Genomic DNA, 21,938 nt, shown 5'->3' with positions numbered 1-21,938 from the left:
AATTAATCGACCTTGGCCCCTTTTTCGACCAACAGCGTCGGCCCTTGCTTCACGTTAAGGGTTAAGCCTTTGGTTTGCACTTCGGCGTTACGCACGCGGATCCCCTGATCGGCATCGATACGCACGTTATCAAAGTGGAAACCGCTCAAGGGTGCTTCTGGTACACCAATGATGTACGCAGCGGCTTTGCTTTTGCCGGTGGATTCCAGATTCTCGATCGTCACATTGCTGAAATGCGGCGTCTTGTATTTATCAAACGGCTGTTTGGCATCGGTATCTGGCGGGTAAATTTGTTCACCCATGGTGAAACCGCCTTCTGCCAGCAGTTTGTCCACTTCGGCTTGCACAATGGGAGCCGCCTTGTAGTAGCCTGCAAACACCAGCGGAATATCAACATCGACCATTTTGGTGTTGCGATAAGTGATGTTTTTCACCTCGCCGCCTTTACCGCGCAGCGTTTTGATACGAATACCGTACATCGAACCTTCGAACTGGTTATTTTCCACTAGCACGTTATTCACGCCGCCGGAGGTTTCGCTGCCGATAGAAATACCGCGTCCTTGACGCAATACGTTGTTCGCAATGTAGATATTGTCGACGACGCCTTCAGGGAAACGCTCATCGGGCTTCTCGGCCTTGATGGCTATATGGTCGTCGTTACAGTCGATAAAGTTATTGGTGATACGAATGTTCTGGCTGTCGATAGGATCGATGGCATCGGTGTTCGGTGCGTGCCAAGGCGACAGGATCTTGGTGTTGTTGACGTTAACGTCATGCGCGTAACGCATCACCACGTGGAAACTCGGCGAGTGCGTCAAGGTAACGCCATCCACCAACACATTGCTGGAACGGGTGATGTAGATCAAACGCGGACGATCGGTGCCGCCTTTCTTACCCGTAGCACGGATATTGGCACGCCAGCGCTCCCACCACACGGCACCTTGTCCATCAATGGTACCTTCACCGGTGATAGCGACGTTCTTGGCATCAGCAACGCTGATAAACGGCAACCAGCCATTTTCCGCCTCGGCGTATTTGGTCTGTTCTGTGGCACGATAGGCAGCTTCTTCTGTCGATGCCACAATGGTGGCGTTCTTCGCCAGATTCAGACGCACATTGCTTTTCAGGAACAGTGGGTTGACCAGATAGTTGCCTTCCGGCACCAACACCGTACCGCCGCCTGCAGCCGAACAATCATCGATAGCGCGTTGGAATGAATCCGTATTCAATGCAATTTGCAGGCGATGACCTTCCGCGCCATATTGCGTGACATCGCACACTTTGCCATTATCGGTAAAAGTGACAACGGCAGGTAAGGCTGCGGCACCCGCCTGAGAACTGACCGCAATACATGCGCCAAGCAATGACAAAACAAACCCCTTCTTCATTCCAACTCCCTCTATTGAAAAGATGTTTTAATAAAATATCAAAGGCTTTTCAATAAAAAACAACGACAGATCACGTTTGCAACGATAAGCACTGTAAAAATGTTAGCGCTAACAATTTATCTTTAGATCATGCACAATGGCAGGGCAAAAGCAGAAGATTACAATCCCTTAACATATCACAAACCTTATATTAGATAATTTGATATGTAACATAGAAATCCATGTGAAATATTATATATCCCTCATAAAGATTAGATAGAATGACACAAACATTTGCATTTGTACAAAAAACACAGTCAACACATCAAAGTTCATTATTGATTTTAATTAATTTTAATTTTCAAAAAAACATTATTAAACAGTGTAAATAATTAACAAAGAAATCATTCAGATTACATTTATTATAAAAAAATAATATTTTAAGAAAAAGAGCACACGCACAAAAAAAACCAATAAAAACAACAAAACCACACAATAAAAACATTTTTATTGCCAAGGGATTCATTTATACAAATTGACATAAAAAAAATAAATCTACATTGAAACTGAAGTTAAAAAAAATAACCATTGAAGTCTGGCTTATGTTTTAAATATATTTAAAGACCAAAAGAAAAGCGTATTCATCAATACATATAAAACCAGATGAATTCATTCCCATAAAAAATAGCTCAAACACCAATCCCAGACATAAAGTCAGGCAATCCCTACCATCAAATGAGGATATTAACATGAGCACTACACATCCAGTAATACCCGCATCATCTCCATTTAATTCTGACGCACCAGGACCTCGCGTCACATCAAGTTTTAGTAATGAATATGCAAACTTGCTCTACGTGGAACAATTAATCCCACAACAGGGGAAAATAGATGTTCCAACTTGGGCTGGATGTTCCTTCGAAATGCGAGGTCTTTATGGAACCGCCAGTCTTCGCTATGGACCTAATCCTATAGATAAATTGCCTGATCCTATAAACAATACACCTTATAGTTATTTATCATTTTCTGGTCAGATATACATAACTCACTCGCTACCACTTTCAAAATATTCCTCTAGCACGGATGCCGATGGGACACAGCATGTTATCGTAGAAACCCCTTATGCATGGACGCCTAACAGTTGGTATACAACCGTCATCCGTAGTTGGGTTTCTGACCTATTACCTGAGAGATATATTGCTGTTTTTATATATTCATACAGTGCGAACAAATGGACGCATTGCCTATCTGGGCAATCTCCATCAATAGAGGATGAAAATCCTCTTCTAATAGGAAAAAATTGCACATCTGCAATTTTTAATGCTCCAGAGGGAAATTCCACCACTGGTGTATTCGGTCAGCATTATTTCATGGACATGAATGGCTCTTGGGTAAGACCGAATTATTACACTGCATGGGCAAATACAGAACCACAAAATTGGAATGCTGAACTTTATCAAAACGTGAATATTTTATTAAAATCAGAAGAAAACAGTGGGAATAGTGAGCATCAAAAAACATTTTTCCCAAATCAATATAACTCCAAACCAAAACCTGTTGTTTCTCCACACTTACAATCACTTGAAAGTTGGTATGATTTTACTACTGGAAAAATAGAACTTAAATGGAAAATTTCAGAAAACACTCCTCCACAATTTAAGGTATTCATAAAAATACACAAAGATAGTGTTTATGGGCCTCTTCAATTTGAAACTTCAAGTTATTCAATTGATGCGCGAGAGACATCTATCCACGTCGGGAGCATTGAGGCCGGCCAGTATTTCGCAACGCTTGAATTCATAGACATATTCAACAACAAATCAAACTTTGGATATAATGGATTCACCGTACCTTAAAATCATCAAATCGATCATCATAATCACAATCTGAAGTGGAAAATTAATACCACATGTGAAAAAAAGCTGCATTCTTTTTTTGTAAAATAAAAGTAATGCAGCTTTTTATTTTTAAACCATTACTTATAAATGATTTCGCCTTTTGGCGCATAGGCCGCTGCATCAAGCGGTGAATGCTGCTCGATATACTGCTTCAGCACCTCGGCATCGACAAAACCGGTGTTAACGTAGGTGGGTAATCCATCCAGACGCGGATAACCATCACCGCCCATCGCATTGAAGTTCAGCGTAGCCATACGGTAGGTTTTATCCGCCTGCAACGGTTCGCCCTTGATTTTCACATCCTGCACGCCTTGTCCATCCGCCACCAGGCTGACGTTCAGGAATTGGGCATAGGCACCGGAATCCACTTTCTTGTTCGCCACCGCAGCCAGGTATTTCTCAACCTCGCTACCTTTCATATCGACATAGACCAAGGTATTGGCGAACGGCTGCACTTTCAGCACCGTTTTATAGGTGATATCACCGGGCTGAATAGAATCACGTATGCCACCACCACTCATCACAGCAAAATCCGCATTGGCACGTTCGCGCTGGGCAGATAGCAGCAGATGCCCCAGATTGGTTTGATAGAAGCGCACCTGTTTGCGATCGCCATCCAGCGTGCCATTGACGCTTCCCACCTTCACCTCTAACTGCGCCTGGCCTTTCTCCTGGAACGGCGTCAGCATTTTCACCACGCCATCATCCTGTTTGATCTCCTGGGTGTAATAGACGCGCTCGGTGCCGCCACCGGTCTTCTCCACCTTTTTCTTCAGGTTGACAGGGATAAGTTGGTAATGGGCCAGCGTCAGCGTGCCATTTTTGAACGTGAAATCAGCGCGCCCAACATATTTACCCCATTCGTGGGCCTGAACAATCCAGGTGCCATTTTGCCGATCCGGCGCACAGGGTGTACCCGGTACATAATCCACCTGTTTCTTGTTTTCACTCGCCATGCAGACCGGGTCTTGTGAGTGACCGCCCACAATCATATCCAAATAGCCCGCCGGCAAGCTGCGCGCCATTTCGACATCCCCTGGCGCGTTGGAGCCGTGCTGACCATCGTCATAGTGTCCCATATGGGTTGCGGCGATAATCACGTCGGGCTTTTCGGTGCTACGCAGTTGATCAACCACCGATTTCACTTCCGTCGACGGTTTGCGGAACTCGATATCGGTGAAAAATTCCGGGTTACCCAATTTTGCCGTGTCATCCGTGGTCAGGCCGATAACGGCAATCTTGACACCTTGCTTATCAAACAGCGCATAGGGTTTGAACAGACGCTGTTGTGTACTCTTTTGATAGATATTGGCGGACAGCAACGGGAATGTTGCCCACTTTTCCTGCTGGCGCAGTACCGAGAGCGGATTATCAAACTCATGGTTGCCAAGCGCCATGGCATCATAGCCCACCATATTCATGCCACGAAAATCGGGCTCTGCATCCTGCAAGTCTGATTCCGGCACCCCGGTATTGATATCTCCGCCGGACAGCAGCAGCACGCTACCGCCTTTAGCGGCCACTTCCTGACGAATCTGATCTACCAGCGTTTTCTGCGCCGCTAGCCCATATTCACCGTATTCGTTATGCCAGAAATGGCCGTGGTGATCGTTGGTGTGGAGGATAGTGATGTCATAGGTTTTATCTTTTTCCCACGCCAGCGCCCCTGCCGAGGTAAAAACCAGCGACATCGCAATAGCACGTCCTAACGCTTTCGTTGCAAAACGCATGGAAATTCTCCGTTAAATAAACAACCCTTGTTAAAAGAATGCGATAGCAGCCCTCCACCCGTCCTGGTCTTAGTCAGGTACGCGCAGATTGAGATCTTCCTCCAGAATAGCGCACTTTTGCTCAACGCTCGATTTCATTTGCAACCTGTGACTTATATCACAAGTAAAATCGGCGTTATGCGCATGAATCCCGAGAGAAAGCTGATGAAAATGGTCAGTTCATTTGATTCTGTTGTATTTATGTCATTTACCCCCGCTATTCTAGGGTTTTTAACACAGAGAAACCGGTCCCCCTCAGCGCACAGGATAAAAATGCGGCATAACAGGCATGAGAAAGTATCTTCATGAGAGCAATAACGTTGGTTTATCAATGCTTATCTGACGAAAGTATCATGAAATCTATGTTAGACTTAGATTCAATGAGTAAACGAAGATTTTTACTAGAATACCCTCATTTTTCCAAGCAGGATTTCTTTAAATGAAATAGAATTTGTTCAAGAAGTCTGCTCATGAACGTTTTTCAACAATGGTAAAAGGAGTCGGGATGCATGCAACCACACCACTAATATCCACCATTGCCGTAGGGCTGGTCCTCGCGTTCTTGCTGGGGATTCTGGCCAATCGACTACGCATATCCCCTTTAGTCGGCTATCTGGTCGCTGGGGTTCTGGTGGGGCCGTTTACCCCAGGTTTTGTCGCGGATACCGCGTTAGCGCCTGAATTGGCTGAACTTGGGGTTATTCTGCTGATGTTTGGTGTCGGCCTGCATTTTTCGCTAAAAGACCTGATGGCGGTGAAATCCATCGCTATACCCGGTGCCATTGCGCAAATCGCCGTTGCTACGCTGCTGGGGATGGGCCTTTCCTCTCTGCTCGGCTGGAGCCTGGCAAGCGGGTTGGTGTTTGGGCTGTGCTTATCCACCGCCAGTACCGTGGTGCTGCTGCGCGCCCTGGAAGAACGGCAACTGATTGATAGCCAACGTGGACAAATCGCCATTGGCTGGCTGATCGTAGAAGATTTGGCGATGGTGTTGACGCTGGTATTGCTGCCCGCGTTCCGTGACATGATAGGCGCAGAGCATGCCGATCCCGGTAAGCTGATTCGTGACCTGGCCTGGACCATCGGCAAAGTGGTCGCCTTTATCACACTGATGATTGTGGTGGGCCGTCGTCTGGTGCCTTGGGTGTTGGCAAAAAGCGCCGCCACCGGCTCACGGGAACTGTTCACCCTCGCGGTGTTGGCGATGGCGCTTGGTATCGCCTTCGGTGCCGTGAAACTGTTTGATGTTTCATTCGCGCTGGGTGCCTTCTTTGCCGGTGTGGTGCTGAACGAATCAGAACTCAGTCAACGCGCCGCCCACGACACACTGCCGCTGCGTGATGCCTTCGCCGTACTGTTCTTTGTTTCAGTAGGTATGCTGTTCGATCCGATGATTCTGGTGAATGAGCCGATGGCGGTCATCATTACGTTGGCCATTATCGTGTTCGGTAAATCGGCTGCTGCTTTTATGCTGGTACGGTTGTTCGGCCACTCCAAGCGTACCGCGCTGACCATCTCGACCAGCCTGGCGCAAATTGGCGAGTTCGCCTTTATTTTGGCCGGATTGGGCGTTGTGCTCGGTCTCTTGTCCGAGCAGGGGCGTAATCTGGTGCTGGCCGGGGCGATTCTCTCGATTATGATCAACCCGCTGCTCTTTACGCTGCTGGAACGCTATCTGGAGAAAACAGAGACCATTGATGAGCAAATCGTGGAAGAAGCTATCGAAGAAGAGAAGCAGATCCCGGTTGATATGTGTAACCACGCACTATTGGTCGGCTATGGCCGCGTTGGCAGCCTGATCGGTGCCAAACTGCATCAAGAAGGCATTCCTATCGTGGTTATAGAGAATTCGCGTGCACGGGTGGATGCGCTACGCGAGCAAGGCATCAAGGCCGTGCTGGGAAATGCCACTAAGGTGGAAATCATGGAGCTGGCTCGATTGGATTGCGCCCGCTGGCTGTTATTGACCATTCCTAACGGCTATGAGGCAGGGGAGATCGTGGCAGCGGCGCGTGAAAAACGCGCTGATCTGGAGATCATTGCCCGCGCGCATTATGACGATGAAGTCAGCTATATCACCGAACACGGTGCCAATCAGGTCGTGATGGGTGAACGCGAAATCGCCAATAGCATGATTACCCTGCTACAGCTTGAGCAGGTAAAAGCCGAAGAATTAAAAGAGTGCCCGATTTGATACCGATGCGCAGCGGTAACCCCGCTGCGCGCTTTTAGCAGTACTGTTTTACCTACTCGTCACGCACCAGCGTTTCAAACAAATCAATGTGCCGCGCATCATCATTTAACGCCGAAATATAAGCAAACCGCTCACCACCAGCATGCAGAAAAATCTCCCGGTTCTGTTCCTGAATCTCTTCTAACGTTTCCAGACAATCGGCTGCAAATCCCGGGCAAATAACCTGAATATGTTTGATCCCGTGCGCAGGTAATCCCTTTAATGTTTCATCCGTATAGGGTGTCAGCCAGGGTTCACGGCCAAAACGCGATTGAAAGGTCATTTGCGCCTGTTCCGGTGCCAATCCCAACGCCGCAATCAGTGCCTGTGCCGTTGCCTGACAGCGCAGCGGATAGTCATCCCCTTCTGTAGCATACCGCACTGGAATGCCATGAAACGATATCATCAAACGGTCTGGCACGCCGTGCTCTGCAAATGACGCTTCCACACGCTGCTTTAGCGCGTCGATATAGACCGGGTGCGTCGCATAATCACGGATAAAACGGACACCTGGCACTTGACGGCGCGTGCGCAGTGCGTCAGCCAACCCATCCCATACGGCACCCGTGGTGGAGCAGGAGTATTGCGGATAGAGCGGCAGCACCACCAGTTGCGTGACACCTTGTGACAACAGGCTATCCAACGCCGATGGCAAGCTCGGCGAACCATAGCTCATGCCAAGCGCCACCGGAATATCGTCGCCTAAACGGGCGGAAAGCGCGCACTCCTGACGTCGACTGAATGCCAACAATGGGGAACCGTCAACCGTCCAGATAGACTGATACAGTTTGGCGACACGGGGGGAACGAAAAGGCAGGATCACACCATTCAACAACGGCCACCAGAGCCAGCGCGGCGTATCCACCACGCGCTTATCACTAAGAAACTGTGCCAGATAGCGTTTCACCGCCTGCGTCGTCGGGGCTTCGGGCGTCCCCAGGTTCACCATCAGTACGCCCACTTTTTGTTGACTCATCGTCTGCCCTCATAAAAAGTCTGCTCGCCGTACACATAGGGTACAGCGGGAAGCGATTATCGTTACCAGCGCTGAGTGTAGCGAAAATGTTGCCCGGACGGGATAGGAAAAGCGATGTTATTACCGATACTTGCCATTGAAGTCGCGAATGGCAGACGATAACACCGGATGCAGATAAAAAAAAACCGGCACATACTGTACCGGCATTTTCAGGCAACGCAGCGAGAGATTAACCCAGGATGGATTCCAACTCAGCGCGCACTTGTGCTACCTGACGGGTTCCGTCTACTTTGTGGTAACGGGTGTTGCCTGCCTTGGCTTCTTTCTGGTAGTAGTCCACCAGCGGCGCCGTTTGCTGATGGTATTCCACCAGACGTTTACGCACAGTATCTTCGTGATCGTCTTTACGGATGGTCAGCTCTTCACCCGTGACATCGTCTTTACCTTCAACCTTTGGCGGGTTGTACTGCACATGGTAAACACGACCTGATGCGGCATGCACACGACGGCCAATAATGCGATCGACAATCAGTTCGTCAGGCACGGCGAACTCAATAACGTTATCAACCTGAATGCCCGCGTCTTTCATGGCATCCGCTTGCGGAATGGTGCGAGGAAAACCATCCAGCAGGAAACCGTTACGGCAATCATCCTGGGCGATACGCTCTTTTACCAGGGCAATAACCAATTCATCCGTGACCAGTTTACCTGCGTCCATGATTTCCTTGGCCTGTTTACCCAGTTCGGTACCGGCTTTCACCGCCGCACGCAACATATCACCCGTGGAAATTTGCGGAATGCCATACTTTTCCATAATGAATTGTGCTTGAGTGCCTTTGCCTGCGCCCGGAGCGCCCAGCAGAATAATACGCATTGCGTAAATCCCCTTGCTATGTAGATTTTTTAAAATAAAGTTGAAAACGCTCAACCATACCATTCCAGAGGCTTATCCTCAAGGAACGGGCTCGCTTCAGCGTGTCGCAAAACGAAAAAAAACCCGGTTAAAAACCGGGTTTTCGGGAAAGTGTGAGCGGTTATGCACTCAGCAGTTGGTTCATACGGCGGATAAACTGGTTAGGATCTTCCAGCGTGCCGCGTTCAGCCAGCAGCGCCTGTTCCAGCAGCAGTTCAACCCACTCACCAAACTGCACGTCATCGCCGGTGTTTGCGGCGCGTTTCACCAACGCATGCTCCGGGTTGAGTTCAAAAATATATTTCACTTCCGGCGCATTCTGCCCGGCGGCGGCAAACAGCTTCGCCATCTGCGTGCTCATGTCATTGGCATCGGTAGTGACGATGGCGGGGGTATCGGTCAGGCGATGCGTCAGGCGCACCTCTTTGACGCGTTCACCCAGCAGCGTCTTCACGCGCTCAACAAACGGTTCCAGGGATTTTTCCGCTTCTTTGCGCGCTTCGTCATCGCTGGCATCATCCGCCAGCTTATCCAGCGCTTCATCCGCTTTGCTGACGGATTGGAAGGACTTACCGTCAAACTCGGTCAGGTAGCTCATCATCCACTCATCGACGCGGTCAGAAAGCAGCAGCACTTCGATGCCTTTCTTGCGGAACAACTCCAGATGCGGGCTGCTCTTCGCCGCGGCATAACTGTCGGCAGTGATGTAGTAAATCTTCTCCTGCCCTTCAACCATACGGCTGACATACTCTTCCAACGATACCGTCGGGGCGGAGCTGTCGCCGTGGGTGGAAGCGAAGCGCAGCAGTTTGGCAATGGCTTCACGATTGCCACCGTCTTCCGCAGGCCCTTCTTTCAGCACCAGACCAAACTGTAGCCAGAAGGTTTGGTATTTTTCGGCGTCGTCTTTTGCCAGTTTTTCCAGCATCTGCAACACGCGTTTGGTCAGCGCATTACGCAGATTCTGGGTAACGCGGCTGTCTTGCAGGATTTCACGCGAGACGTTGAGCGGCAGATCGTTGGAATCGATCAAACCACGCACAAAACGCAGGTAGTTCGGCATGAACTGCTCGGCATCATCCATGATGAACACGCGCTGAACATAGAGTTTCAGGCCATGTTTATGATCGCGGTTCCACATGTCCCATGGTGCCTGAGAAGGGATATAGAGCAGGCTGGTGTACTCCTGTTTCCCTTCCACGCGGTTGTGGCTCCAGCTCAGTGGGTCGCTGAAATCATGGGCAATATGCTTGTAGAATTCTTTGTATTCCTCTTCGGTTACATCCGCTTTACTACGCGTCCACAACGCCTGCGCCTTGTTGACCTTCTCCCAAGTGACTGTCGGCTCACCGCCCTCTTCTTCACTCGGCGTATGGGTTTCAATTTCCACCGGCAGCGCGATGTGATCGGAGTATTTGCCGATAATGGAACGCACGCGCCACTCATCGAGGAATTCATCTTCCCCTTCGCGCAGGTGCAGGGTGATCTCGGTGCCGCGATCGGCCTTGACCACATCCGCTACGGTGTACTCACCTTCACCCGCCGATTCCCAGAATACGCCCTCTTCTGCCGCCGCGCCCGCTGCACGGGTACGCACCGTCACTTTATCCGCAACGATAAACGCCGAGTAGAAGCCTACACCAAACTGGCCGATAAGCTGGCTGTCTTTGGCCTGATCGGAGCCGATAGACTCCAAAAACGCTTTGGTACCCGATTTAGCAATGGTGCCCAGATTATCGATAACTTCATCGCGGCCCATCCCGATGCCGTTGTCCGCGATGGTCAGGGTACGTTGCTCTTTATTGGTGGAAACGCGCACGCGCAGTTCCCCATCCCCTTCATAGAGCGCTGGCGAAGATAAGGCGCGAAAACGTAACTTGTCGGCCGCATCGGAGGCGTTGGAGATCAATTCACGCAGGAAAATTTCTTTATTGGAATACAGTGAATGGATCATCAAGTGCAGCAATTGCTTCACTTCAGATTGAAAACCGCGCGTTTCTTGGCCCTTCATGTTCATTGTCACTTACCTCAATCCTAATAGTTAGTCAGGCTGATAATGTTCAATCCCTGTAGCGGGTATGGGAATGGTGCCGATATTTCCGGCCAGTAGGCAAAAGGTGGGGATAAGACGAGGGATTTTCAAGAGCAAAAAACAATTTATCCCCAGCGCAGCGTCAGATGAAGACGACACCGCACTGGAGAAAAGGCTGCACAGCCGCCGCTACAAACGGATAGGATGACGCCCTGCCAGCGAATGGGAGAGCGTGGTGCCATCGACCATTTCCAACTCACCGCCGACCGGCACGCCATGCGCGATACGGCTCGCCACCACGCCGTGCTGGGCACACAGCTCAGCAATGTAGTTGGCCGTCGCATCGCCTTCCACCGTCGGATTGGTGGCAAGAATCACTTCTGTCAGGGTTTCCTGCTCGAGGCGCTGTTCCAGCAGATCGAGCCCGATATCATCCGGCCCGATGCCGTCCAACGGCGACAGGTGCCCCATCAACACAAAGTAACGTCCGGCAAACTGTCCGGTCTGCTCAATCGCGTGGATATCTGCGGGGCTTTCCACCACGCAGATCTGCCCTGTTTGCTGACGACGCGGATTGGCACAGATCGCACAGCGTTCCTGCTCGGTAAAGGTGCGGCAATCCACACAGTGACCGATTTCAGACATGGCGCGCGTCAGAGCCTGCGCCAGACGCATACCGCCGCTACGATCGCGTTGCAGCAGTTGAAACGCCATGCGCTGTGCTGATTTTGGCCCCACGCCCGGCAAGCAGCGCAGCGCCTCCATCAATGACTCAAGGAGCGGACTGGTTTGCATCAGAACGGCATCTTGAAGCCCGGCGGCAACTGCATGCCGCTGGAAACTGACGCCATTTTCTCTTTCTGGGTTTCGTCGATGCGGCGCGCTGCATCGTTGAATGCGGCAGCGATCAGATCTTCCAGCATCTCTTTGTCATCTTCCAGCAGGCTGGGATCGATTTCGACACGGCGGCAGTTGTGTGCACCGTTGATGGTCACTTTGACCAGGCCTGCGCCTGATTCACCGGTCACTTCCAACTGCGCAATCTCTTCCTGCATTTTCTGCATTTTGTCTTGCATCTGCTGGGCCTGCTTCATCAGATTGCCCAAACCACCTTTACCGAACATATGCTTCTCTCTATTGCATGGCTGCAAGAATTGCAGCGGTTAAACGGGGCGGATACTCTCTTCGTCCAGTTCCGCATCAAAGAAACGCCGCAGCGTTTGAATCGTTTTGTCGGTCATCAGAGACTCGCGCGCCTGCGCCAGTTTCTCTTCATAAATCGTCTGACGCCACTCCAGCGGTGTTAACGTGCTGGGGTCGTCATCCTCTACCACCACCAGGGTGATAGGCTTTCCATAATGTGCTGCCAATGCATCCATCAGCGTTTTTTGGGCCGACGGCGAATTCAGGTGACGCTGCGATGAGCGTAAATGCAGCGTCACGGTTTCGTTATCCGTATCGACTTTGAACGCGTTAAGCGCCAGTTGCTGAACCAGTTTCGGTAGCGGTAAACGCTGAACCTCTGCCGCCCAGGCATCGCGCGCTTGCGCTTCTTCCGTCAATTTAGCCGCTAATTCCGGCGTTTTTTCATATTCCAGCACCGTGCGTAACGCTTTCGGCGTGGCGGTGTTTTCTGTCACAACGGTCTGCTGTTGCTGCGCGCGCCAGCGGTACGCCTCAGGCTTTTTCTGCGCCTCGCCGTTCTTATCAGCCGTCTGACGCTGCTGACTGCGTTCCGTCACCGAAGCCAGGCGTTCCAGTGCCGATACCGCCGTGCCCGGCCGAGCGCCGTCCTGCGCTGCCGGTTCAGGCTTTTTTGGCGGCGGCGTACCCTGTCGCTGCAATAACTGGCTGCGCGCTTGCAACAATTGCGACGTCGCGTCCGGCAGCGGCGCGGCGGGCGCAACAGGTTCCTCTGGCGCCGAGACCAGCGATGATGGCGCAACCGCAGGCGATGGCGGCGCAACGGGCGCCGTTGCCTGGCGCGCTGGCGCAATGTGCGCCTGCGGCGCGGCAGGTGCACTCGCCGCCACGGGCACGCTTGCCATAGGCGCAATCACCGCCTGCGGGTGAAATGCCAAGGCTCTGAGCAGCGTCATTTCAACGCCCATACGCCGGTCTGGCGCATAGGATAATTCTTTTCGTCCCACCAGCAGCGTCTGATAGTAGAGCTGCACATCGGCAGGCGGAACGGTACGCGCCAGATCGCGCAAGCGCGACGCAATGGGGGAATCTTCCGGTCCGAGCGCCGTGGGCAGCAACTGTACCATCGCAATACGATGCAATAGCGTCAGCATCTCAACCAACAGCGCTTCCCACTCAACGCCGCGCGACGCCGCTTGCTGAAGCAACGTCATGGTCTGCTCACCGTTAGCATTAACGATAGCTTCAATCAGCGCCAGCGGTTGTTCATCATCCAACGTACCCAGCATACGCGCGACCGCGTCGGTCAACACCGCGCCCTGCCCCATGGCAATCGCCTGATCGGTCAGGCTCAGCGCATCACGCAGGCTGCCCTCTGCCGCACGCGCCAGCAGTTGCAGGGCGCGCGGTTCGGTTGCAATCGCTTCGGCTTGCAGCACCTGCTCGAGGTGGTGACGGATTTGCTCCACGTCCAGCGCTTTGAGATGGAATTGCAGGCAACGAGAAAGAATGGTGACCGGCAACTTCTGTGGATCGGTGGTCGCCAGCAGGAATTTAACGTGTTCGGGGGGCTCTTCCAGCGTTTTCAATAGCGCATTGAAGCTATGGCGGGAGAGCATGTGCACTTCATCGATCAGGTAGACTTTGAACCGACCGCGCGCAGGGGCATACTGCACGTTATCCAGCAGTTCGCGGGTGTCTTCTACCTTGGTGCGTGAAGCCGCATCAATCTCTATCAGGTCAACAAAACGCCCTTGCTCAATTTCCCGGCAATTCGCGCACTGTCCACAGGGCGTGGCGGTAATACCGCTCTCACAGTTCAACCCTTTCGCCAACAGACGCGCAATACTGGTCTTCCCCACGCCACGCGTGCCGGAAAACAGATAGGCGTGGTGAACCCGCCCCATAGAGAGACCATTGGCTAATGCAGTCAACACGTGTTCTTGACCGACAACATCAGCGAAAGATTGAGGACGCCACTTACGGGCCAGTACCTGATAGCTCATCAATACCGCAACGGTTGTGTGATTGAGGAGGCCATGCTAACACAGCCTCGCCGGACACGGCGAGACTGTTTATTAGGATGGCCAACAGATTAACGGCGGAAAAAAGGCAGGATCAATGGCCTGGGAAATTCACCAGACTGTAGCAGTTGATACCGAGGTTGTTCAAACGCTGCTCGCCGCCCAGATCGAACAGATTAATGATAAATGCCGCATCGGTGACCTCTCCGCCCAGACGGCGAATCAGCTTAACCGTGGCTTCAAGGGTGCCACCGGTGGCCAGCAGATCGTCGATGACTAACACTTTGTCGCCAGCGCTGATGGCATCGGTGTGGATTTCCAGGCTGTCAGTGCCGTACTCCAATTCATAGCTTTCTGAAATCGTCGGGCGCGGCAGCTTGCCAGGTTTACGCACCGGCACAAAACCCACACCCAATGCCAGTGCCACTGGAGCACCGAACAGAAAACCACGCGCTTCCGTACCCACCACTTTTGTTACGCCGGTGTCACGAAACCGATTTGCCAGCATCTCGATACTGGTCGCATACGCAACGGGCGCTTCCAGCAGACTCGTGACATCACGGAACAAGATCCCCGGTTTGGGATAATCGGGAATGCTTTTAATGCTGTTTTTGATTAATTCTGACTGCTGTGCGGTTACGCTCATCATCTTTTGCCTGATAGTACGCTTTAAAAATCTTACCCATGACCGCTGCTGCTCCTTTCCTCTCATCAATACTGAGAGAGCCGGAGGCAAACGGCACACGAAAACGCTCAAATCTAGTCAAACTGACGATCAAATGCAACAGCCTGCGGTGGGTTTTATTGTCGCGGATCAACAACCGGCAGGCGCAACATAAAGGTGAGCAAGACCGCCATTATCGTTAACAGCAGCACTCTGACCCACACCATATCCACCAGCCACAGCGAAACGGCGAAGGTCAGCACGATCATCGCCACCGCTTTGCCTTTCGCGCCGGGCGGCAACGCCCGGTGATCCTGCCAGTGCCGCAAATAGGGGCCAAACCAGGAACGGTAGAGTAACCAGGCATGAAAACGCGGTGAGGAACGGGCAAAGCACCAGGCGGCCAGCAGCAAGAAAGGGGTGGTTGGCAACAACGGCAACACAACGCCTAACGTCGCCAGCACAACCGCTAACCATCCCAATACCACCAACCCGATACGATACATCACCGATCATCCTCTTTACATTACGCCCTGGCACTCTAGCATCCCGCCCTTCACTGACGTTAGTTAAGATGCGCTCATCTTTCTTCGCCACGCGCAAAAGGCTTGTACCTGCTGACAATCCCGTGCAAGCTTGGCTTTATCATTTCATTATGTGGGTCAATTCGTGAACCGCCACCATTTTCTTCAGGCGTTGGAACACCAACTTGCCCTGTTGGCGCAGGCGGTCGCTCCGCTGGCAGACAGGCCGTTGGCCTATTCCCGTTTTGACAGGCAGCTGTTTCAATCACATGGCACGCGTTTACGTGATTACCTGAGTGAAGTGGAGCAAAACTTTCAGTCCTTGCGCCATCTGGTCACAGAAAACCGTACCGAACGCGTCGCGTTCATGACGGAAAAGCTGGTCGCGCAGATCGGCGCATTACAGCGAGAACTCTCCACACAAGCACTACGCCGTCAGGAGGAGAAGACGCCCGTCGCCATCGCCAGCGATTTGTATCAAAAGCTGGCTGAGCACCAGGACTATGAACGACGCTTGAACCTGATGATTCAGGACCGGGAAAGTCAACTCGACAGAGCGGCAACGTTGAGCGCACAGCAACAGTTACAACGAGAGATAGCCGCGCTCGAAGGCCGCTTGGCGCGCTGTCGTCAGGCACTGGCGCGCTTAGAACGTCAAGTGGAAAGGCGTGAACAAGGGCAGTAACCGCAACAAAAGGACCTAATGCATGTCGCTGGAAAATGCCTCGCCAGAGGTCAAACTGGCAGTAGACCTGATTATGCTGCTGGAAGAGAGCGCTATCGCGCCCGATGTGGTGCTGGCTGCATTAGCCATTGTGCGACGTGATTATGAATCCAAAGCGCATGCTGCAACCCAGCATGCGCCCAACAAACAATGAACCCGCTTAGGCGGGTTCACCTGCCGCGTTACCGCCCAACGCGCGGTTGATCTCCTGCACTTCACTGCCCTGTTTGTTATGCAGGTAGACTTCAAGCTGATTAAACGCGATATCAATATTATTTTCCCGACACAGCCTGTCGATACTGCGGTTTAACTCATCCACCGTATAGCTGCGATCGCGCAGTTCACGCACGTAAAGCCGCAGTTCGTGATCCAGCGAGCTGGCACCAAACGCCAGGAAGAACACCTGCGGCTCAGGATCGGTCATCACGCGACTGTTCTCATGCGCCGCCTGCAACAGCACCGCTTTCACCTTGTCCAGATCGGAGCCATAGGCCACGCCAATTTTAATCAGCACGCGCGTGATGGTGTCCGACAGAGACCAGTTGATCAGCCGCTCGGTCACAAAGGCCTTATTGGGAATAATCACTTCTTTGCGATCGAAATCCGTAATGGTGGTGGCACGAATACGAATTTTGCTCACCGAACCGGAGTAAGTGCCAATGGTGATGGTATCGCCAATGCGCACCGGACGTTCGAACAGGATGATCAGGCCAGAAATAAAGTTAGCGAAAATTTCCTGCAAGCCGAACCCCAACCCCACCAACAACGCGGTGACCAGCCACTGTAACTTGTCCCATGACACCCCGATAGAGCTGAGCGAGGTGGTGGTGCCTACTGCCATGATCAGGTAGCTCAACATGGTGGTGATGGCGTAAGAGGTCCCCTGACGCAATTGCAAACGCGACAGCACCAGCACTTCCAGCAAGCCCGGCAGGTTGCGCATTAGCACATAAGCCACCACCGCGACAACAATAGAAAGCATCAGATTGCCCAGCGTCACCGCCTGCAACACGGCATTGCCCGCGACGGTGGCGTTGTAATGCCACAGCGTAATGCTGTCCAGATAGGACATCACCGTGACCAAATCGGACCAAATCCAATAGAGCACGCCGGAGAAAATCAGCAGCAGCACCATGGTCGTCAAACGCAACGATTGCTGACCAATCTGATCCAGCGCCAACGGCGGTTCCGGTGCCGGTTCGCTGCCTTCAGCCCCTTCTTTATTCAGGCTCTGACGCCGCGCTACCGCACGACGGTATGCCAATCGACGCGCCGCCACGCTCAAACCGCGAATAGTGGTGAGATAGACCAGGTTCCACACCAGTAACAAATACAGGCTTTCCACCCAGCGCCCCAGCAGTCGCAGCGTGGTGTAGAAGTAGCCGCACACCATCAATCCCAACAGCACCAACGGCAGGATCGCCATCACGGTAATCACAATCAGCCGGATAGTGTGCGTCTCTTTTTCCCGCCAACTGTCACGACAGAGCGGAAACACCAAAATGCCCAACAGGATCAGGTTGCAGAAAATCACTATCTGCCCAATAACGTCATCCACCAGATAGAGCGGCGCTTTCTCACCGATAACCGACCAGAAGATCAACGGCAGCAGCGCGCCCCCCAGCCGCAGCGCTTGACGGCGGTAATGCGCTGCAAGTGAAACGCTAAAATTGAAGTGCCGTTCACCGATACCGCCGGGTTTCATCGCCCGATAGAGTAAACCGAATACCAGCCACAGCAGCGCAAACTGCTGGCTCATGCCCCACACCGCATCCCCGACGGCATTTTCGGCGTAGTGAAAGCACAGACCAAACGCCAAGATCAGCATAATCCCCGGCAGCACCATCACGGTTTCCAACAGCAATGCCTGTGGCGTGTGACGCTGCGAGTCCCGTTTTAGCTGCCCGACATCATTCGACAAGCGCTCGACATAACCAGCGATAAGACGTCGCCGCCAATAGATAAGCCCGCTCAGCAGCAGCATCGGTATGATAAAAATGAGCGCCCGTAAGGCGCCCTGACGCCAGTCATCCCACTGGAAAGTCAGGCTGGAGTGACGCACTTGCTGTTTCAATCCCCCGGGCAACTCTTTCAACCAGGTCCAGTCCATTGGTTTATTACTGCTGACCCAGAAAATCTGCTGTGTCAGCGTATGCTGCAATGACGCTGTGACGCTGACTAACTGCTGGCGGTTGATTTGCAGGTTAATGGCCAACATCAGTTGGTTGCCCAGTTGCTTATTAAGCTGGTCGAGCAGTTCACGTCGCGTATCCAGAATCTGGTTCAGCGCATCGTGTACTTCGTCATCCAGCACAACGCCCTTGTTGGTCGCCATCAGTTTGCTGATATATTCGTCGCCACGAAACAGCACATCACGCTGCTGATTGATCTCAAACTGCTCCAGACGCAGATCGGCAATCTGCGTGCTCATATCATTCATGGAAGAGGCGGAGGGCAGGTTAAGCTGCTGCTGATAGAGGATGCGTGACAGCAACAAACTGCCTTTGAGCACAGTAACTTGCTCTTTAAGGTTACGTTCGGATTGCAGGGTGCGATCGAGCCAGTTCTTCACCTGAATGCTTTCCTGCACCAGGGTATTGCTCGACTGCGTCGCCGTAACCAGGCGCTGGCTGAGCTGATGGTTGGTTTCCATCTCCGCTTTCACCAACGGATTATCCTGAATGCGCTGCGTGTCTTCCGAGGTTTGCGCCTCTTTGGCGGTTTTCTCCGACAGCGTTAGCCGTTTGCCGTTGAGCACCCCTTGTAACGCCTGCACCGTTTTCTCTAACTGATTAATCTGGGCAGAGGCATAGTCACGCTGCTTCTGTAGCAAATCTTGCAGCGTGGTGTTCACTTCCAGGCTTTTACGCTGTTGCTCCATTTGCAAACCCACCAAGGCCTGCTCGGTTTGCAGCAGCGCTTGCTGGCTGGAACGCAGCGCATTCTGGCTGGCTTCCACACCGTTAAGCTGATTACGAATCTTCTGGCTGCGCTGTGACAGCGCGGTTAATGCACTTTGTACGCGCTCCGGCTGGGTTTGCAAAGAGATCAACTGACTGTTGTAGGTAGAGAGGTTTTCCTGCGCCGACTGCAAGTTATCCAGCGATTCATTAAGGCGGGTTTCCAATTGGCGCAGTGAGAGTGCCTCCAGCGACGCCGTGGCCACAGCGTTATTGCTTAACGCCGCCAGATCGTCTGCCGCCTGACGCAGTTTGGCAGGCGCTTGCGTCGCCTGCTGCTTTAATTGCGCGGTCTCCTGACGTACCCGATCAATGGCATCCAGATACTCAAGCGTGTGCGTGAGATCCTGCTGCGTCAGCTTATCGACTTCCGTCAGGCTTTTCTGTTTGCCCAGTGTGTCCAGTCGCCCCTGAATCTCACTGCGCGTGGGAATGTCATTGCTGGTCGCAGCCTGTACAACAGATGAAAATCCAATGAAAAATAGCACTAAAAGGGCAACGCAGCGGGAAACAATCGATAGAATACGCGGGAAATCAAGGCCGCGAGAAAGGGACTTGCAGTACATGATACGTCGTCAGGCATAAAAAGAATGACGAAGAATATCACGGTTCTGCACGCTAACGCACGGCGCAAACCTGACAAAAAAGTAACGATTCATTATAACAGACAGTGTGTTATAACAGATTGAATCTTAGTCCGCGTTTTCTTGTGCCGGCGTGGCAAGCGGCAGCCGCAGCGCCGGGCTGAAACGCAGCATATCAATAAAGCTGTCCACCAGGGTGGACGCCTCCTGATGGATATCAAAGCTTTCAGGCAGAAACAGCCAGTTCTCCAGGATACCGGAGAAATAGGCGCGCAACGTCACGGCGGCACGACGCAAATGCAGATCGGACGGCAGGAAACCCAGTTGAACACTGTGATTGAGGCTGGCTTCAATCTGTTCATAGCAGGAGAAATAGAGCGCCTTGCGGGCGTTATACGACGGTAACATTTCACCGACAAACTCACACTTATGGAAGATGATTTCCATAATCGAACGCCACTGTGTGTCGGTCGTCGTCAAACGTAGCATATAGATCAGTAGCTCACGCATCACATGCAGTGGATTATCAGGGAATTTTGCCTGATACTCAGATTCGAAATCGGAGATTTTTGCATCTGAAAGCGTCCATATTTCGTCAAACAACTCAGCCTTGTTTTTGAAGTGCCAATAGATCGCGCCGCGCGTGACGCCTGCGGCGGTTGCGATACCCGCCAGCGACGTGGCGGAGACGCCGAACTCGGAGAAGAGGCGTAAGGCCGTATCAATAATGTGTTGTCGTGTTTCCTGGGCCTGCTGTTTGGTTTTTCGTGCCATGGCGCTGTTTTTTAAGGTAAGCGTGATTTACATACATTCGCGAATGTATGTAACATAACACGCTTGCAGGATTATCGCAGCAATGGGTTTTAGGGCTTGTGATCCATTGGTCAAATTCAAATCGGACACTTGAGGTTTATTTATGAACAAAAACAGAAGGCTTATGCCTCTGGCGGCAGTCCTGATGCTTTCTGGCGGCTTAGCGCTCACCGGGTGTGATAATAAAAATGAAGGTCAGCAGCAAGGCGGCGGACAGCAAGCGCCTGAAGTCGGCATTGTGACCCTCAAAACACAACCGCTAAACGTGATTACCGAACTTCCAGGGCGCACTAACGCATTCCGCATTGCCGAGGTTCGGCCTCAGGTGAGCGGTATTATTCAGAAACGCCACTTCGTCGAAGGGAGCGATGTAAAAGCGGGCACCTCTCTGTACCAGATTGATCCGGCAACCTATCAGGCGGCTTACAACAGCGCGAAAGGGTCGTTGGCACAAGCACAGGCTCAGGCAGAAATCGCCCGTTTGACCGTGAACCGTTACAAACCGCTGGTTGGCACCAATTATGTCAGCAAGCAGGATTACGATCAGGCATTGGCCACACAGCGTCAGGCAGAAGCCAGCGTACAAGCGGCGCAAGCTTCTGTGGATTCAGCGCTGATCAACCTGAACTACACCAAGGTGCTCTCCCCGATTTCAGGCCGCGTCAGTAAATCGACAGTCACCGAAGGGGCATTGGTGGCTTCCGGTCAGGCGACAGCGTTGACCAGCGTGCAACAACTCGATCCTATCTATGTTGATGTGACGCAATCCAGCAATGACTATTTGCGACTCAAGCGTGAGCTGGAACAAGGCACGCTGAAGCAAGCCGGAGGCAAAGCGACTGTGCGTTTGCTGCTGGATAACGGCACCGAGTATGCACAAAACGGTACGCTGGAGTTCTCTGATGTCACGGTAGATGAAACCACGGGGTCTATCACCCTGCGCGCTATCTTCCCGAACCCGCAACACGATTTACTGCCGGGCATGTTTGTGCGCGCGCGCCTCGATTCAGGGGTGAACAATGACGCACTGCTGGTGCCGCAACAAGGCGTGACGCGTAATCCGCGCGGCGAAGCCACCGCCATGGTGGTTGGTGAGGGCGACAAGGTTGAAGCACGTACGCTCACCACAGCCCAGGCTATCGGCAGCAACTGGCTGGTGACCTCCGGCCTGAAAGCAGGCGATCGTCTTATCGTGACTGGGTTGCAGAAAATCAGACCGGGCGCGCCCGTCAAAGCAAAAGAGACGGCACCTGGTAATGGTGAAGAAAAACCTGCGCAGTCTCAACCCGCGAAGTCTTAACAGGAGCCTGTAAT

17 protein-coding genes are annotated in these 21,938 nt (G+C 52.2%); 5 read left to right on the top strand and 12 right to left on the bottom strand.

The genetic code is table 11. From position 1 onward, the window contains the following. Nucleotides 1-2: 2 nt before the first annotated feature. Nucleotides 3-1,388 (bottom strand): glycoside hydrolase family 28 protein, encoded by a 1,386-nt coding sequence (locus J5224_RS05265; protein ID WP_264624345.1) that lies wholly within the window; start codon nucleotides 1,386-1,388, stop codon nucleotides 3-5. 728 nt (nucleotides 1,389-2,116) lie between these two features. Between J5224_RS05265 and J5224_RS05260 the strand changes: the two genes are divergently transcribed. Next, nucleotides 2,117-3,223, top strand: coding sequence for a hypothetical protein (locus J5224_RS05260; protein ID WP_264624344.1), 1,107 nt, complete (start codon nucleotides 2,117-2,119; stop codon nucleotides 3,221-3,223). A 119-nt stretch (nucleotides 3,224-3,342) separates the two neighbouring features. Here J5224_RS05260 and ushA read toward each other — a convergent pair whose 3' ends face one another. Beyond that, entirely contained in the window at nucleotides 3,343-4,995 is a 1,653-nt protein-coding gene (ushA, locus tag J5224_RS05255) for a bifunctional UDP-sugar hydrolase/5'-nucleotidase UshA (RefSeq protein ID WP_264624343.1), read from the bottom strand. Between the two features lie 544 nt (nucleotides 4,996-5,539). Here ushA and ybaL point away from each other — a divergent pair. Next, on the top strand, nucleotides 5,540-7,228 hold the full coding sequence (ybaL, locus tag J5224_RS05250) for a YbaL family putative K(+) efflux transporter (RefSeq protein ID WP_264624342.1): 1,689 nt from the start codon (nucleotides 5,540-5,542) through the stop codon (nucleotides 7,226-7,228). 52 nt (nucleotides 7,229-7,280) lie between these two features. Here the strand turns inward: ybaL and hemH are convergent, their stop codons facing one another. The 8 genes from hemH to J5224_RS05210 all read right to left on the bottom strand — a co-directional run bounded on the left by hemH (nucleotide 7,281) and on the right by J5224_RS05210 (nucleotide 15,525). Next, on the bottom strand, nucleotides 7,281-8,243 hold the full coding sequence (gene hemH, locus J5224_RS05245; protein ID WP_264624341.1) for a ferrochelatase: 963 nt from the start codon (nucleotides 8,241-8,243) through the stop codon (nucleotides 7,281-7,283). Between the two features lie 229 nt (nucleotides 8,244-8,472). Next, on the bottom strand, nucleotides 8,473-9,117 hold the full coding sequence (adk, locus tag J5224_RS05240) for an adenylate kinase (RefSeq protein ID WP_264624340.1): 645 nt from the start codon (nucleotides 9,115-9,117) through the stop codon (nucleotides 8,473-8,475). A 160-nt stretch (nucleotides 9,118-9,277) separates the two neighbouring features. Further along, nucleotides 9,278-11,167: a molecular chaperone HtpG gene (htpG, locus tag J5224_RS05235; RefSeq protein ID WP_264624364.1), complete on the bottom strand. Its 1,890-nt coding sequence runs from the start codon at nucleotides 11,165-11,167 to the stop codon at nucleotides 9,278-9,280. Nucleotides 11,168-11,377: 210 nt separating this feature from the next. Then, nucleotides 11,378-11,983: a recombination mediator RecR gene (gene recR, locus J5224_RS05230; RefSeq protein ID WP_264624339.1), complete on the bottom strand. Its 606-nt coding sequence runs from the start codon at nucleotides 11,981-11,983 to the stop codon at nucleotides 11,378-11,380. Continuing rightward, complete coding sequence (locus J5224_RS05225; RefSeq protein WP_264624338.1) at nucleotides 11,983-12,312, bottom strand: YbaB/EbfC family nucleoid-associated protein; 330 nt, start codon at nucleotides 12,310-12,312, stop codon at nucleotides 11,983-11,985. The genes recR and J5224_RS05225 overlap by 1 nt, the downstream gene beginning before the upstream one ends. A gap of 39 nt (nucleotides 12,313-12,351) precedes the next feature. Continuing rightward, nucleotides 12,352-14,337: a DNA polymerase III subunit gamma/tau gene (gene dnaX / locus J5224_RS05220; protein WP_264624337.1), complete on the bottom strand. Its 1,986-nt coding sequence runs from the start codon at nucleotides 14,335-14,337 to the stop codon at nucleotides 12,352-12,354. A 112-nt stretch (nucleotides 14,338-14,449) separates the two neighbouring features. Then, nucleotides 14,450-15,001, bottom strand: coding sequence for an adenine phosphoribosyltransferase (gene apt / locus J5224_RS05215; protein WP_264624363.1), 552 nt, complete (start codon nucleotides 14,999-15,001; stop codon nucleotides 14,450-14,452). 155 nt (nucleotides 15,002-15,156) lie between these two features. Beyond that, the gene (locus tag J5224_RS05210; protein WP_264624362.1) at nucleotides 15,157-15,525 is read right to left on the bottom strand and encodes a DUF454 family protein; all 369 of its coding nucleotides are present in this window, start codon (nucleotides 15,523-15,525) and stop codon (nucleotides 15,157-15,159) included. Between the two features lie 163 nt (nucleotides 15,526-15,688). Between J5224_RS05210 and priC the strand changes: the two genes are divergently transcribed. Next, the gene (gene priC, locus J5224_RS05205) at nucleotides 15,689-16,228 is read left to right on the top strand and encodes a primosomal replication protein (RefSeq protein WP_264624336.1); all 540 of its coding nucleotides are present in this window, start codon (nucleotides 15,689-15,691) and stop codon (nucleotides 16,226-16,228) included. Nucleotides 16,229-16,250: 22 nt separating this feature from the next. After that, a complete protein-coding gene (gene rsmS / locus J5224_RS05200; protein WP_264624335.1) occupies nucleotides 16,251-16,421 on the top strand; it encodes a pleiotropic regulatory protein RsmS in 171 nt (56 codons plus the stop codon). A gap of 6 nt (nucleotides 16,422-16,427) precedes the next feature. Here rsmS and mscK read toward each other — a convergent pair whose 3' ends face one another. Both mscK and acrR read right to left on the bottom strand, forming a co-directional pair. After that, on the bottom strand, nucleotides 16,428-19,793 hold the full coding sequence (mscK, locus tag J5224_RS05195) for a mechanosensitive channel MscK (protein WP_264624334.1): 3,366 nt from the start codon (nucleotides 19,791-19,793) through the stop codon (nucleotides 16,428-16,430). Between the two features lie 126 nt (nucleotides 19,794-19,919). Further along, nucleotides 19,920-20,585: a multidrug efflux transporter transcriptional repressor AcrR gene (acrR, locus tag J5224_RS05190; protein ID WP_264624333.1), complete on the bottom strand. Its 666-nt coding sequence runs from the start codon at nucleotides 20,583-20,585 to the stop codon at nucleotides 19,920-19,922. Nucleotides 20,586-20,727: 142 nt separating this feature from the next. Here acrR and J5224_RS05185 point away from each other — a divergent pair, with 142 nt between their 5' ends. Beyond that, on the top strand, nucleotides 20,728-21,924 hold the full coding sequence (locus J5224_RS05185) for an efflux RND transporter periplasmic adaptor subunit (protein WP_264624332.1): 1,197 nt from the start codon (nucleotides 20,728-20,730) through the stop codon (nucleotides 21,922-21,924). Nucleotides 21,925-21,938 lie beyond the last annotated feature (14 nt).

The organism is Candidatus Symbiopectobacterium sp. NZEC135 (assembly GCF_025962695.1).
This window is presented reverse-complemented; position numbering and strand designations above follow the sequence as displayed.